The organism is Shewanella sp. Isolate11 (genome assembly GCF_022398315.1).
Taxonomy (GTDB): Bacteria; Pseudomonadota; Gammaproteobacteria; order Enterobacterales; family Shewanellaceae; genus Shewanella.
The window spans coordinates 653,014-668,282 of sequence record NZ_JAKEVF010000002.1; the positions used below are offsets into that span (position 1 = coordinate 653,014).

The following is a 15,269-nucleotide window of genomic DNA, read 5'->3' on the forward strand; positions in this document are numbered from 1 at the left end:
CTTACCCTTTCTTATTAAACTGCTCAAAAATACTGGAGAAATCACGCTGACCGTTACCCTGCCTTGCATGATTAACATATAAACTGCGTGCCAAGGCCCCCATCGGAGTACTCGAATTGGTTAACAGCGCCGCCTCTTGGGATAAACCCAAGTCCTTCACCATCAAATCGACCATAAAGCCACCTTGATATCCATTCGAGGAAGGCACATTTTCCATGACCTCTGGACAAGGATTATATTTATCTAGCGTCCAATTACCACCACTACTAACTTTCATGATCTCTGAAAGCACTTTGGGATCGAGTCCATGATCTATGCCCATCTGAATCGATTCGCTGGTGCCAAGCATCAACACAGACAACAACATATTGTTGCAAATCTTAGCCACTTGACCCGCTCCAGGGCCGCCCGCATGGAAGATATTAGCCCCCATAGCATTAAGCACATTTTGCGCTTGTTCGAATGCGTTATCACTACCACCACAAATGAAAGTTAAGGTACCCGCTGCCGCGCCTGCCGTGCCACCAGAAACTGGAGCATCGATGAACTCAAGCCCTTTTATTTTTGCTTGCTCAGCCACAAAACGCGCGCTTTCTGCATCTATGGTCGAGCAATCAATCAACAAGGTACCCTGTGCAACGACATCGATAAGCCCTTTGTCATCACCTTGCCCTATATATAGGCTACGAACATGTTTACCCGCTGGCAACATGGTAATGACGATATCGGCTGATGCTGCCGCAGCACAAGCGCTAGGAGCTGGAATAGCACCTTGCTCAGCCACATGACTCAATGCTTGCTTAGACAAATCGAATGCTTTGACAGTAAAGCCCTCTTTAACGAGATTGACCGCCATAGGGCCACCCATATTTCCTAATCCGATAAAGGCAACGGTACTCATTTGTTACTCCTTAAGTTGAGGCTTTACCCCAAGCTGAATATTTGATGGCAATTGACCTAAAATGCTTTATTTACCCAAGCTACTCAATGGATGCTCAGATGCACTCCAAGGTGAGCTTAGTAACTGCTGCACCACCGCCTGTGGCACGCTGTCGACACCGGCATATTTCCATTTAGGCTGACGATCTTTATCGATAAGCAACGCGCGAACACCCTCGACGAAATCCCCTAACGCACAGCAATGACAACTTAATCCGAGCTCAAACTGGAACACTTGTTCAAGAGAAAGCTCGCAGCCAAGGCGCATCTGCTCATAAATCAGATGAACACTCAATGGGCTACCAGCTAATAAGGTTTTTAAGCCACGTTGTAGCCATGAATGCTCAGTCTCATAGGTCTGCACTCTGGCCATGATCTGCGCTAAGTCGCCCGCCATTAATGCGTCAATTTCACTCTGGTGCAGCTCAAGTACACTCGGCTGCATAGGAATGGTGCAGCGGCTATTCATACCATCGAGCAGTGAATTTAGTTTGCAGTGATTGGCACCAATATCTGACTCCCAATCCACACTGGCTAAGGCATCAAATAATGGCTGTTTATCATCGCTATTAAGATAGTGATTACCGAGCCCAACAAAATAGGCATCGGCGCCACTCATGTTATAGGCGGTCATGCCCAGAAACAGACCGATTCGTCCCGGCATACGGTTTAGGAAATAACTACCACCGACATCAGGGTAAAGCCCGATAGTAACTTCAGGCATCGCGATGCGTGAATTTTCGGTGACCACCCGGTGGCTTGCACCGGCCATGAGTCCTAGGCCACCGCCCATCACTATGCCATCGCCCCACAGCAATACCGGTTTATCATAGGTGTGCAGCATGTGATCCAGATGATACTCATCTTTAAAGAAATCACGCGCCATATTGGTGACTTCACCTGGGTGCGACAACGAAGCCTGATACAAGGCACGCACATCACCACCGGCACAAAAAGCCTTTTCACCCGCGCCATCGAGTACCACCATGGCAATACTGTCATCATCAGCCCAGGCTTGCAGTTGCTTACTAAGGGCGTGGATCATCTCGGTATTAAGCGCATTCAGCGCCTTTTCCATATTGAGGGTTGCAACTCCAACCAATTTGCCAGATAAGGTCCCTAGGGTCTGGAATACCACACTATTGGTTTGCATATTACTCATTAGTTATTTGTCCACTTTGCTGGGCGCTTTTCTAAAAACGCATTGACACCTTCTGCCTGATCTTGTGTATCAAACAGCCCGATAAACAGTTCTCGCTCTAATGGTAAAGCCTGGGTGCGTGGCATGGTGCGCCCCGCTTGAATCAAGGTTTTGCAAGCTGTCACACTACTTGGGCTCTGCTTAGCCACTTTTTCTGCCAAGGTCATTGCAGCATCCAATGCCGCACCTTTAACGACCACTTCCTCAACCAATCCAAGGCTTAAACCTTTCGCAGCATCGACACGCTCACCACATAAGATCATTCGTTTAGCCCAACCTTCACCCACTAATGCGGTCAAATTTTGAGTGCCGCCAGCACAAGGCAATAAACCCACGGTCGCTTCTGGCAATGCCATTACCGCTTGCTCTTCGGCGATACGGATATCACAGGCCAGCGCCACTTCTAAACCGCCCCCCATGGCATAACCATTGATTGCGGCAATCGACACCCCACGAAATCCACTTAAGGCTTCGAAAGCTTCACCGAAATATTTTGCCATCGATGCAGCATTACCTTTGTCACCATCGGCAAATAGCTTTAGATCTGCACCTGCGCTGAAAAATTTCTCGCCTTCACCCGTGATCACTAAGGCATAAATATCCTTATTGGCATTAAGCTCGGACACTTTCTGCTTTAACAATTGCAGACTCTGGGCAGTCCAGGTATTGGCCGGTGGATTATTCATTGTCAGCACAGCAGTGTGACCAACAATCTTTTCAATAATGGCTGTCATCGATTCTCTCCTTGGCAAAAATTATAAAATTGGGCTGGCGTTTTCGTCCAACAAGCGGCGGGCAATGATGAGTCGCATGATCTCATTAGTGCCTTCTAGAATTTGATGAACACGCACATCACGGAAATGACGCTCAAGCGGATATTCACGGATGTAGCCATAACCACCATGCAACTGCAGTGCACTGTCACACACTTGGAAACCAATATCGGTCGCAAAACGTTTCGCCATCGCGCAATAAGCGGTCGCTTCGGGGTCACCACAATCTAGCTTAAAAGCGGCTAAACGCACTAACTGCCGCGCAGCAACAAGCTCAGTTGCCATATCAGCTAATTTAAATTGTAGCGCCTGGAAAGCGGCAATAGGTTTACCAAACTGCTTACGCTCATTCATGTACTGCGTGGCGCGTTCGAGCGCAGCCTGCGCTGTACCAATAGAACAGGTCGCTATATTGATACGGCCACCATCTAGCCCTCTCATGGCGAAGGTAAAGCCCTGGCCTTCTTCACCCAATAGGTTAGTCACTGGCACACGCACATTATCGAAAGTGATTTCACGGGTCGGCTGGGCATTCCAACCCATCTTATCTTCGGCTTTACCATAGGTAATGCCTGCACTGTCTGCGGGTACGGCGATGGCAGAAATGCCTTTAGGACCCTCAGCACCTGTTCGGCACATCACCACCAACATTTCAGTCGAACCTGCACCTGAGATAAACATCTTAGCGCCCGAGATCACATACTCATCGCCATCACGTACCGCTTTGGTTTTAAGTGACGCGGCATCACTGCCCGCGCCAGCTTCGGTTAAGCAGTATGACGCTAATTTTTCACCTGTAGTTAAGGCTTCAGACCAAGTTTCACGCAGTGTGGCTGAACCAAAGCTGGTGATCATCCAAGTTGCCATATTATGAATGGTCAACATAGCCGTGGTTGCAGTACAGCCCATGGCTAACTGCTCAAAGATAATCGAAGAATCTAAACGAGAAAGCCCCATGCCCCCTTCAGATTCTGGCGAGTATAGTGAGCAAAAACCCAGTTCACCGGCTTTTTGAATCACCTCTTTTGGGAAATGATGTTCTTCGTCCCATTGAGCCGCAAATGGCGCTAACTCCTCATTGGCAAATTGTGTGGCTAACTCGGCAAACTGACGTTGATCTTCATTCAGATTAAAATCCATCTGATACTCCTTGTGCACCTGATTTTATGCCCTCTAATTAGGCTATTTTTGTTATGGTGCTTGGCTTGTTAATATTTGTCTTACTGCGGCTTGAGCCGCTCCCCCAAAGGCAGGTCTTAAGCTGTTACTTAAGACCTCGTTGTGTTCAATTACTTCAGTGCGATGGTCATGTTTGGCGCATGATGTTCCGCTTCGGTAATATCCGACTCGAACCAGCGAGAAGTGATAGTCTTGGTTTCGGTATAGAAACGGACCGCCTGCTTACCATAGGCATGTTGATCGCCATAGAAGCTGCCTTTCCAACCCGTGAATGAGAAGAAAGGTAGCGGTACTGGAATAGGTACGTTAATCCCCACCTGACCCACTTCGATATTATGTTGATATTTACGTGCCGCGGCGCCGCTAGCGGTAAAGATAGAAGTACCGTTACCGTAAGGGCTAGCATTGACGATATCGATAGCTTCTTCTAACGTTTCACTCTCCATACAGCAAAGCACAGGACCGAAGATCTCTTCCTGATAGATGCTCATATCTGTGGTTACATTACTGAACATGGTAGGGCCTACCCAGTTACCGTTTTCATAACCTTCAACGCTAAAGTCACTACCATCAAGCAAGCATTCGGCGCCTTCGGCTTTACCTTGGGCGATTAATTTAAGCACTCGCGCCTTGGCTGCAGGGCTGATCACTGGGCCGTATGCTGCATCCTTATCATCCCAAAGACCAGGCTTCACTTTTGCGATAGCATCACGAAGTTCGGGGATCCACTGCTTAGCCTCACCCACAAATACGGCTACCGATAACGCCATACAACGCTGGCCAGCAGCACCGACAGAGGCTCCCACCAAGTTATTAATCACTTGCTGTTTGTTGGCATCAGGCATGATCACACAGTGGTTTTTAGCACCCGCAAAGGCTTGCACACGCTTGAGATTGTCAGTACCGGTTTTATAGATGTATTGACCCACACCCACTGAACCCACAAACGAAATCGCTTTAATATCAGGATGAGTGAGCAACACATCGACAGCGGTTTTATCACCGTGTACCAGTTGTAAAACCCCTTTGGGCGCACCGGCTTCTTCGAACAACTCAACCAATCGTTGAGGTGTCATAGGATCTTGCTCAGATGGTTTAAGCACAAAGGTATTACCGCAAGCAATTGCTAACGGAAACATCCACAATGGAATCATCGCTGGGAAATTAAATGGCGTAATACCTGCACACACGCCTAATGGCTGAGTGTAGCTATAGGTATCTATGCTGCGCGCCACATTCTCAACGGTTTCACCCATGATTAAACTGGCAATATTACAAGCATGTTCGGCCACTTCGATACCACGCCATACATCACCTTTGGCATCTTCAAAGGTTTTACCGGTTTCTTGGGCCAAAATGGTGGCGATTTCATCATGATGTTGCTTGAGCAGATGTTGATAACGGAACATCACTCGAGCGCGCTCAGATACAGGAACTTCTTTCCAGCTGCTAAATGCGGCCTTAGCACTGGCAATAGCCGTTTCCACTTCGGAGGTCGTCGCTGCATTTATGGTCGCAATCACTTCATTGTTGGCAGGGTTAGTGACCGAGATCTGTTGAGTGCCTTCACCTAGGGTAAATTGCCCATCGATGTAATGTTTAACTTGAGTCGTCATATCGCTTTCCTAATCAGTTTAAGCCGCGATCTACGCCGCGTACCTAAAAGCTATGTAAGTGACAAAAAATACTCACTAGCTGTACAGGTAATAAAAAAGGACAAGGCTAAGCCCTGTCCCTCAATGTTATATTTCAACAGCCATCGCTGTTGCTTCACCGCCACCAATACACAGTGAAGCGATACCACGCTTCAGCCCTTTAGCTTTCAGCGCATGGATCAGGGTCACCAGCACTCGAGCACCAGAACAACCTATGGGATGACCTAAAGCACAAGCACCACCATTGACATTAACTTTAGCTTCATCGAGCCCCAATTCAGAGATGGCTAACATAGTCACCATGGCAAAGGCTTCGTTGATTTCGAATAGATCGACGTCATCTTTATTCCAGTTCACTTTTTCAAGTAACTTGGTCATCGCGCCCACTGGTGCAGTGGTAAACATCGAAGGCTGCTGTGAATGGGTCGTATGGCCTTTAATGGTTGCCAGCACGGTTAAACCTTTGTTTTGTGCTTGCTCACGAGTCATCAACATTAACGCCGCCGCACCATCTGAAATAGAGCTTGAGTTCGCCGCAGTAATGGTGCCCTCTTTAGCAAAAGCGGGACGTAGGGTTGGGATCTTCTCTGGACGCGCGTTACCGGGCTGTTCATCGGTATCAACTACCACGTCTCCACGACGGCTTGAAACAGTAACTGGAACGATTTCCTCTTTGAAAGCGCCGGTTTCAATAGCACTATTGGCCTTTTGTAATGAGCTTAGGGCAAAGTTATCCATGGCTTCACGGGTCAAACCAAAATCATCGGCAGTCTTCTGAGCAAAGGTGCCCATAGCACCACCCGTATAGGCATCTTCTAAACCATCTAAAAACATATGGTCTAGCACTTTGCCATGACCCATACGCATACCGCCACGAGCCTTATCTAACAGATAAGGCGCTTGGCTCATGCTTTCCATACCACCAGCAATAACGATATTGGCACTGCCCGCTTTAATTAGATCGTGTGCCAACATGACAGTTTTCATGCCTGAGCCACACACTTTATTCACTGTGGTTGCACCAACAGATAGAGGCAGATCGGCTCCCAATGTTGCTTGACGAGCTGGAGCCTGACCGAGTCCAGCGGGTAACACACAACCCATTAAGACTTCATCAACGTCACTGCCAGAGACGGCGGTGTTATCCATTAATCCTTTAATCGCGGTTGCAGCCAAAGTGGGTGATGGCACGCTTGAAAGCGCCCCTTGAAAGCCGCCCATTGGCGTACGCTTTGCTGCAACAATAACGATTTCTAGATTGCTTTGTTCTGTACTCATCTTGCGCTCCATTTAAGCTCTAATTGGCTTGGATCACCATGCCAAACTGTGATCTCATTCAAATTAACATCACTCTGACGTTTACGCGAACGTAAAGCAAGTATTAACTGCGCAAATAAGGTGAACTTTAGTCTAACAACTTGTCAGTTTGGATTTACAGTTAACAACGAAGTGGGTTTTTAAAGGGATACAATAGAAAGGCTTAACTCAAATTAGTTTGAATTTACTTAGAAAACAAACAATGAATTAATAAGGATTCATCTTTAATGGTCAGACTAGAAAGATTCAAACTTTTTCGCCATCAGCTGAATTTGACGCAGACTCACCCCATGTTGATTCCGCTGTGCGCATAAAGCTTGATGCTCAGGATCCGCCGGATCACCAATTAATACGTGGCGAACTTGATAACCTAAAGCCTTTGCCGCCGCATCGTAAGCCATAAATTCCCAGCGAGCCATATTAGTGTTATCGCAAATCACCACAGGCTGACGATTAGAAAGTGCCTGAATAAACAGGGTGAGATTACGTTGATGATATTCAGATAAAAGATTGAGATTAAACTGATACTGACCCTGTTTAATAAACAAGGCATCGGTCGAACAATAGCCATTGCGTTTAATCTGCTGAGCGACTTCGCTCGGATACGCGGCAATAAACTGCTCGACCCAATGACTCTTACCACTGCCGGGTAAGCCACGCATGATAATGGCCAGATTAGTCGGCAGATCAGCAGCATCATCTTGACACTGTTGCGAATTATCCTTGTTCATCAATCAGCCGACGCCATTAACTAGATCATTGCTGATGGTGTCGCCATTTAAAATGGTCTCTACCACTTTAGGTAAGATCTCACTGGCCTTGCCTTGAAGGTGATATTGGAACTGGCTATGGCGGTCCGCTTCCACCAAATTCACTTCTACCGTCTGTGCGCCGTGATGGTTGGCCGTATCGACAAAACCGGCGGCAGGATAAACAGAGCCCGATGTCCCCACAGCAATAAACAAGTCGCAAGTGTCTAACGCATGTTGAATCCGATCAAGGCCAATCGGCATCTCACCAAACCACACCACATGAGGACGCAAACGCTGAGCCGGAATGCAACAAGTACAAGTATGATTAACACCAAAATGATCGGTTAATAGAAAGGTTTGGTGAGAACGAGGACAGCGCCCTTTGGTTAACTCGCCATGCATGTGTAGTAATCGTCTCGAGCCCGCACGTTCATGCAAATCATCAATATTTTGTGTCACTACCAGTAACTCACCATCGAAAGCTTGTTCTAGCTTAGCTAAGGCATAATGAGCGGCATTGGGTTCTACTTTACCGTTATGAAGCTGCTGCCAGCGTTCATTATAAAAACGCTCCACCATTTCAGGATCTCGCTGATAACCCTCTGGGGTGGCAACATCTTCGATTTTATGTTCTTCCCAAAGCCCATCTTGATCCCTAAAGGTTCTCAAGCCAGATTCGGCGGAGATCCCCGCACCGGTCAATATTACGATCTGACGATACATCGATATTCCTTATTATTTCGGTCGACCCACTACAGCCTGCCAGAACTCAATCCCAAATCACATTGGGCATTAGTATAAACAGTGATCGAAGCAGATGTATTAGACAAGGTCAGTCAGTAAACAGTGAGTAAAGCAAACTTGCCATTATTATCTTATATAAAGACACAATTTATGACAATTTGTTATATAAGGGAACAATATGGCAGATCAAAGGTTTAAGTTTTCAAATTCAGCCCCTATAATGGTTCTCAACATCAACAAATGAACCTCTATGGCTTTGCTAATGGTTCTGCAATCAAGAGACTTATAATGACAGATGGAAATCAAGCGCTAAAGAAAGCGGGATTAAAGGTCACCTTACCACGAGTCAAGATCCTCGAACTGATGCAGGGACCCGAAAACCAACATATCAGTGCAGAAGAACTCTATAAAAAACTGCTCGATATCGGTGAAGAGATTGGGTTAGCAACGGTTTATCGCGTATTAAACCAATTTGATGATGCAGGGATTGTGAGTCGCCATCATTTCGAAAGTGGTAAAGCGGTATTCGAACTCTCATCAAATCATCATCACGATCACTTAGTCTGTCTATCTTGCGGTAAAGTTATTGAATTCTCTGACGATGTCATTGAACGTCGCCAAGATGAGATAGCAATGAAGCACAATATCAAATTAACCAACCACAGCCTTTATCTCTACGGTGTTTGCACCAACGATAAATGCGACCACGGTGAAGCATAAGCCTATCGGCTATCACTCTTATCGCTATCACGCTTATCATTGAAATAAAACAGCCCACTATATAATAGCGGGCTGTTTTGTTTTATAAGCAAACATATTGTTATGCCCACGTCCGGTACCGCAAGACTTTATCAAATTATTTACGCGCCTTGATGGCATATACCAAAGGAACCTGTTGGCCTTTGTATAGCAATTGATAGCCCTCTCCCTCTACAAATTCTAATCCTTCGAAACAGTTATAAGGGCTATAGGGATATTCATTCACCTCAACCAAGGTTAAACCGGCACAAAGTAAGGCATTAATCACTTCACTCAGTGAATGAGACCAACAAACTGTTGTCGATTTTTCACCAACACAATTTTCGGTATAGGTCCCTTCTTGCTCAACATCAGGTTGATCCTTTGCAAAATAGGCATAACCAGATAACAAATCCGTTATGCCGTGAAACTCGACTAAATGTAATTCCCCACCCTCATTTAACGCATCTGAGATAATTTGCGCCCAGCCGTTAAGATCAGGTAGCCAACACAAGGCACCATAAGAGCTAAACACCAAATCAAATTGCTGTTTATTAATTGCACCAAAATGATATAGATCACTTTCGATAAAGTTAGCATCGATAACCAATTTATCGGCTAACCATCGAGCCTTATCGATTGCATCAGATGAAAGATCTACGCCAGTGACTTTTGCGCCCAGTCGCGACCAAGACAAACTATCGAGTCCGAAATGGCATTGCAGATGCAGTAAGCTTTTACCTTGCACATTGCCAACCTGAGCTAACTCAATCGGGTTGAGTGATGTTTTACCTTCTAAAAATCCAGCCACATCATAAAATTTAGAGTCAAAATGCACTAAGGTACGCTTATTCCATGCTTGTTTATTTATCTCAATATAATCCATTGCCCTACTCTACTGTCTTTTCGTTGTTTCGCACCGACTTGCTCAAACCATTGCGCTTCAATATATCGAAACTTGTATACAGTTCATCGTTTACTGTTATTAATTCCTTTTAAATATTCAACAAGATTAAATCTGAGTAATCAAGTGTGTTGCTAATATTATCATTAGCTTGACTCTGCTAGTATCAAATAAATTGGACTAGCGAAGTGAGAGAACCTATGACCATAATGCAACGAGTATTCTGGTTCATTGCCACGATTGGTAATGCGATTTGTGGTTATTTATATATCACTCAGGATGGTTTTACCGTCGTATTGCTCTTGTCATTTAGCCTACTTTATACTCTCGTTGGCCTACATGATCTTTATCTCAGCTCCCATACCCTCAACCGCCTTTACCCTGTAGTCGCTTATTTACGCTATTTTTTAGAATCTTATCGCGTTGAAATTCAGCAATATTTTATTGCCAACGATACCGAAGAAGCTCCTTTTAATCGTGAACAGCGTTCACTGGTTTATCAGCGAGCTAAAAATGTCCGCGACACCATTGCTTTTGGAACCCAGCAAGATCTACTCGAAGAAAACTACCTCAGCCTATGGCACTCTTTATCGCCACAAACCATCCATGATGAAGCCAAAAGAGTCAAGATTGGCGGGCCAGATTGCACTGCGCCCTATGAGGCATCTTACTTTAATATTTCGGCAATGAGCTTTGGCTCATTAAGCTCAAACGCTATCGAAGCCCTCAACTTAGGCGCCGTAAAGGCCGGTTGTTACCATAATACTGGCGAAGGTGGCGTTAGCCCTTACCATTTAAAACATGGTGGCGATCTGGTGTGGCAAGTCGGCTCGGGCTTGTTTGGTTGTCGCGATAATGAAGGAAACTTCGATGCTGACAGTTTTACAAAAATGGCTAAACGACCCCAAATAAAAATGATTGAAATCAAGCTCAGTCAAGGGGCTAAACCCGGCCATGGCGGCGTATTACCTAAAGCCAAAATCACTCCAGAGATCGCCCTTATCCGCCATATTCCTATGGATAAAGATTGTATCTCACCAGCAGTAAACCCAGAATGCACAACTCCTATCGCTCTACTTAATTTTGTTAAACGTCTACGGGAGTTAAGTGGCGGAAAGCCGGTGGGTTTTAAGCTTTGTATCGGCAATCCTGCCGAATTTCTTGCCATCTGCAAGGCGATGTTAAAAACTGGCATTACGCCCGACTTTATCACCATAGATGGTGCCGAAGGCGGCACTGGCGCTGCACCAGTGGAATTCACCAACCGGCTTGGAATGATGTGTCTCGAAGGGATCTATTTCGTCAACAACGCACTTGTTGGCGTAGGGCTCAGGCATAAAATCAAATTAATCGCCTCGGGAAAGACGGCATCAAGTTTCGACTTACTCTGCAAGATCGCCATGGGTGCCGATATCGTTAATGCCGCCCGAACCATGATGTTATCTCTCGGCTGTATTCAATCACGTCACTGCAACACCAATATGTGTCCTACAGGCATAGCCACGCAAGATCCCGCGCGCGCTAAGGCACTGGATGTTGCAGTAAAAAGCGATCGAGTTAACAATTTCCACCGTAACACCCTGAAAAATTTCTACGAACTAGTCGGCAGCATGGGACTGGACAGCCCAAGCAAACTGACGCCTCAGATGATCAAGAAGCGCTCCCCCTACGGCCTGCTTATCTCAACCGGCAGTCTGGTTGCGCCGCTCAAGCCCAATGCCATTATCGACGAGCGGGTGAATGATACCGCCTGGGCCTCCTGGTGGCAGCAGTGCAGCGCCGAAACCTTCTTCTGCGAAGATACCTATATCCTCACTCCGGCAGAGTTTGGCCTTAACCGTAAACAATAGGCTTAAGCATCACTTCCGGTGCATTTTGGTCTGCTCACAGGCGTTGATAAGGCGTCCCCCTACCGCGCATTTTGACAAAAAACTGTGATTTAAGTTTCGTTTAAGGATATCCGATTTGATTAAAAAATAAGCATCACGCATAGTACGTCTCGCTCTGTAGCCACTCAGTTACCCTGAAGTAAGGCTCCTGATGCCATCTTACGGCCTAGAGCATCTTGTTTATTTGTTAAGAATTGGAAGGTTAAACGATGAAAAAAGTGTTAATCCTAGTTGCGGCATCTGCATCTCTCCTGCTGGCAGGGTGTGGCTCAGAGTCTACAGATAACGTTACTGAGTCTTTCTCTGTGACTAAAACCTACGACCTTAATTCAGGCAATAGTAATGGTAACGTCAAAACCGTCGCGACCTTTACTAGTACCTCTAGCACTAATCGCTATGATGTTAATGTGGCCAATGATGATGCCCTCGCTATCGCTACCCAGTTCAAAGCGATTGCCTCAGAGATTGCTCTGGTTATTACACAACAGGGTGTGAACTTTTTTAATGGACAACCTTATGAAACCGCTCAGGGATGTAATCAAAATTACTGGGGACAAATGGAGCACGACAACGGGTTAAACCCTACCGCTAAAGTCAGTATTTCAGGTATCGATTGCCGTGATGATAAAGGATCAGAATTCTTTACCATGCAACCGACCGGTAACGGTTATCCTGTAAATGGTGCTCAGTCCGTTGTTGCACATAACACCATTACTTTTAATACTCAAAACGTTGCTTTACTTAATGATGGCGATGCGGGTGTCGCTGCTGTGGTTAAATACAACAGCAAGTTCTATCTGTTCAAAACCGCTAACAATGGCGCAGAATTACAAGTAGTTGATCAAACTCTAGTAACACCTTACTACCAAGGCAACAAATCGGAGAAGCAAGTCAATTCGGTTAACTTTTGGAAAGATGGTTTTGCTCAAACTGCCGCTGATGATGTCGTCATTAAGATTGATTTAGTGAATCTGTAATTAGATTGCGTACAGCAACAAAAAAGGCGCCTTAGGCGCCTTTTTTAATTGGGTATTTTTATCGGGTAAAAATATTACCAACCGGTCTTAGTACGAAGTGCACTGCCGATATCAGCAAGTGAACGTACAGTCGTTACGCCCGCAGCTTCAAGAGCGGCGAATTTATCTTCTGCAGTACCTTTACCGCCAGCAATGATCGCACCTGCGTGACCCATACGCTTACCAGCAGGAGCCGTAACACCTGCAATGTAAGAAACAACTGGCTTAGTCACGTTAGCTTTGATGTATTCAGCCGCTTCTTCTTCAGCGGTACCACCGATCTCACCAATCATTACGATCGCTTCAGTCAATGGATCGTTTTGGAACATTTCCAATACGTCGATGAAGTTAGTACCAGGAATTGGGTCACCACCAATACCAACACAAGTTGATTGGCCGAAACCTTCATCAGTCGTTTGCTTAACCGCTTCATAGGTAAGCGTACCAGAGCGAGATACGATACCCACTTTACCTGGCTTATGGATATGACCAGGCATGATACCAATCTTACATTCACCCGGAGTGATAACACCTGGGCAGTTTGGACCGATCATACGAACGCCCGTTTCTTCAAGCTTAACTTTAACTTCAAGCATATCCAGAGTAGGGATACCTTCAGTAATACAAACGATAAGCTCAATACCACCGTCGATAGCTTCAAGGATGGCATCTTTACAGAAAGGAGCTGGTACATAGATAACAGTTGCAGTAGCACCGGTTTCAGCGACAGCATCTTTAACAGTGTTAAACACTGGAAGACCTAAGTGAACTTGACCACCTTTTCCTGGAGAAACACCGCCCACCATTTGAGTACCGTAAGCGATAGCTTGCTCAGAGTGGAAAGTACCTTGACCGCCAGTGAAACCTTGACAGATAACTTTGGTATCTTTGTTAATTAATACAGACATTATTTGCCCTCCGCAGCAGCAACAACTTTAACAGCAGCGTCTGTTAGCGACTCGGCTGCGATAATGTCAAGACCAGAGTTAGCCAATACTTCGCGACCTAAATCAGCGTTAGTACCTTCAAGACGAACAACAACCGGTACTTCAACACCGACTTCTTTAACTGCGCCAATGATACCTTCAGCAATCATGTCACAACGTACGATACCACCGAAGATGTTCACTAGAACGGCTTTAACGTTATCGTCAGAAAGAATGATCTTAAATGCTTCAGCAACACGCTCTTTAGTCGCTCCACCACCTACGTCGAGGAAGTTAGCTGGCTTGCCACCGTGTAGGTTAACGATGTCCATTGTACCCATTGCTAGGCCGGCACCGTTTACCATGCAACCTACGTTGCCATCTAATGCAACATAGTTAAGCTCGAATTTAGCCGCATGAGCTTCACGAGCGTCATCTTGAGATGGATCGTGCATGTCACGGATTTTTGGTTGACGGAACAATGCGTTGCCATCGATACCAATCTTACCGTCTAGACAATGAATGTTGCCTTCGGTAGTGATAACAAGTGGGTTAATTTCAAGTAGTGCAAAATCATGATCGGTGAACATGTTTGCTAGACCCATAAACACTTTAGTGAATTGCTTCATTTGTGTTGGGTTTAAACCTAGCTTGAAGCCAAGGTCACGGGCTTGATATGGCTGAGGACCTGTCAAAGGATCGATAATCGCTTTGTGGATCAACTCTGGCGTTTCTTCTGCCACTGTCTCAATCTCAACACCACCTTCGGTAGATGCCATAAACACAACGCGACGAGTAGCTCGGTCTACAACCGCACCTAGATAAAGTTCGTTTGCGATATCGGTGCAGCTTTCAACTAAGATTTTAGCAACTGGCTGACCTTTCTCATCAGTTTGGTAAGTTACTAAGTTCTTACCTAACCAATGTTCAGCGAATGCTCTGATCTCTTCTTTGTCACCAGTGACTTTAACGCCACCTGCTTTACCACGGCCGCCTGCGTGTACTTGACACTTAACAACCCACATATCTCCGCCAATATGACCCGCTGCTTCTACCGCTTCTTGAGGGGTATCACATGCGTAGCCTTCTGACACTGGTAAACCATATTCGGCAAATAGGGCTTTTGCCTGATACTCATGCAAATTCATGATGATCTATCCATATACTTCTATTCTAAATCCAACCAACTCTTATGAGCCAGTAGCGAGGGTGATGTCTACCCAAACGATAGACATC

The 15,269-nt window shown here is 45.8% G+C and carries 14 protein-coding genes; 3 read left to right on the forward strand and 11 right to left on the reverse strand.

The window, feature by feature from the left end:
- Position 1: 1 nt before the first annotated feature.
- The 8 genes from mmsB to cobB all read right to left on the reverse strand — a co-directional run bounded on the left by mmsB (position 2) and on the right by cobB (position 8,539).
- Positions 2-901: a 3-hydroxyisobutyrate dehydrogenase gene (mmsB, locus tag L1D21_RS08110; protein WP_239844727.1), complete on the reverse strand. Its 900-nt coding sequence runs from the start codon at positions 899-901 to the stop codon at positions 2-4.
- Between the two features lie 66 nt (positions 902-967).
- Positions 968-2,101, reverse strand: a complete 1,134-nt coding sequence (locus tag L1D21_RS08115; protein WP_239844728.1) for an enoyl-CoA hydratase/isomerase family protein — start codon at positions 2,099-2,101, stop codon at positions 968-970.
- Positions 2,101-2,874 (reverse strand): enoyl-CoA hydratase, encoded by a 774-nt coding sequence (locus L1D21_RS08120; RefSeq protein ID WP_239844729.1) that lies wholly within the window; start codon positions 2,872-2,874, stop codon positions 2,101-2,103. Before L1D21_RS08120 ends, L1D21_RS08115 begins: the two co-directional genes overlap by 1 nt.
- A 21-nt stretch (positions 2,875-2,895) precedes the next feature.
- Positions 2,896-4,053 carry an acyl-CoA dehydrogenase family protein gene (locus L1D21_RS08125; protein WP_239844730.1) on the reverse strand — a complete coding sequence of 386 codons (1,158 nt, stop codon included), beginning with the start codon at positions 4,051-4,053 and terminating at the stop codon, positions 2,896-2,898.
- 149 nt (positions 4,054-4,202) lie between these two features.
- Entirely contained in the window at positions 4,203-5,708 is a 1,506-nt protein-coding gene (locus L1D21_RS08130) for a CoA-acylating methylmalonate-semialdehyde dehydrogenase (RefSeq protein WP_239844731.1), read from the reverse strand.
- Positions 5,709-5,834: 126 nt separating this feature from the next.
- Positions 5,835-7,025 carry an acetyl-CoA C-acyltransferase gene (locus tag L1D21_RS08135; protein WP_239844732.1) on the reverse strand — a complete coding sequence of 397 codons (1,191 nt, stop codon included), beginning with the start codon at positions 7,023-7,025 and terminating at the stop codon, positions 5,835-5,837.
- A gap of 275 nt (positions 7,026-7,300) precedes the next feature.
- The gene (locus L1D21_RS08140) at positions 7,301-7,795 is read right to left on the reverse strand and encodes an ATP-binding protein (protein ID WP_239844733.1); all 495 of its coding nucleotides are present in this window, start codon (positions 7,793-7,795) and stop codon (positions 7,301-7,303) included.
- Between the two features lie 3 nt (positions 7,796-7,798).
- Positions 7,799-8,539 carry a Sir2 family NAD+-dependent deacetylase gene (gene cobB / locus L1D21_RS08145; RefSeq protein ID WP_239844734.1) on the reverse strand — a complete coding sequence of 247 codons (741 nt, stop codon included), beginning with the start codon at positions 8,537-8,539 and terminating at the stop codon, positions 7,799-7,801.
- A 309-nt stretch (positions 8,540-8,848) separates the two neighbouring features.
- Here cobB and fur point away from each other — a divergent pair, with 309 nt between their 5' ends.
- Positions 8,849-9,280, forward strand: a complete 432-nt coding sequence (gene fur / locus L1D21_RS08150) for a ferric iron uptake transcriptional regulator (protein WP_239844735.1) — start codon at positions 8,849-8,851, stop codon at positions 9,278-9,280.
- A gap of 136 nt (positions 9,281-9,416) precedes the next feature.
- Here fur and L1D21_RS08155 read toward each other — a convergent pair whose 3' ends face one another.
- Complete coding sequence (locus L1D21_RS08155) at positions 9,417-10,184, reverse strand: class I SAM-dependent methyltransferase (RefSeq protein ID WP_239844736.1); 768 nt, start codon at positions 10,182-10,184, stop codon at positions 9,417-9,419.
- Between the two features lie 218 nt (positions 10,185-10,402).
- On the opposite strand from L1D21_RS08155, the gene L1D21_RS08160 reads away from it, so the two are divergent.
- Positions 10,403-12,052, forward strand: a complete 1,650-nt coding sequence (locus L1D21_RS08160; RefSeq protein WP_239844737.1) for an FMN-binding glutamate synthase family protein — start codon at positions 10,403-10,405, stop codon at positions 12,050-12,052.
- 248 nt (positions 12,053-12,300) lie between these two features.
- Positions 12,301-13,068 (forward strand): hypothetical protein, encoded by a 768-nt coding sequence (locus L1D21_RS08165; protein ID WP_239844738.1) that lies wholly within the window; start codon positions 12,301-12,303, stop codon positions 13,066-13,068.
- A 74-nt stretch (positions 13,069-13,142) separates the two neighbouring features.
- Here the strand turns inward: L1D21_RS08165 and sucD are convergent, their stop codons facing one another.
- Both sucD and sucC read right to left on the reverse strand, forming a co-directional pair.
- Positions 13,143-14,015 carry a succinate--CoA ligase subunit alpha gene (gene sucD, locus L1D21_RS08170; protein WP_239844739.1) on the reverse strand — a complete coding sequence of 291 codons (873 nt, stop codon included), beginning with the start codon at positions 14,013-14,015 and terminating at the stop codon, positions 13,143-13,145.
- Positions 14,015-15,181: an ADP-forming succinate--CoA ligase subunit beta gene (gene sucC / locus L1D21_RS08175; RefSeq protein WP_239844740.1), complete on the reverse strand. Its 1,167-nt coding sequence runs from the start codon at positions 15,179-15,181 to the stop codon at positions 14,015-14,017. Before sucC ends, sucD begins: the two co-directional genes overlap by 1 nt.
- Positions 15,182-15,269 lie beyond the last annotated feature (88 nt).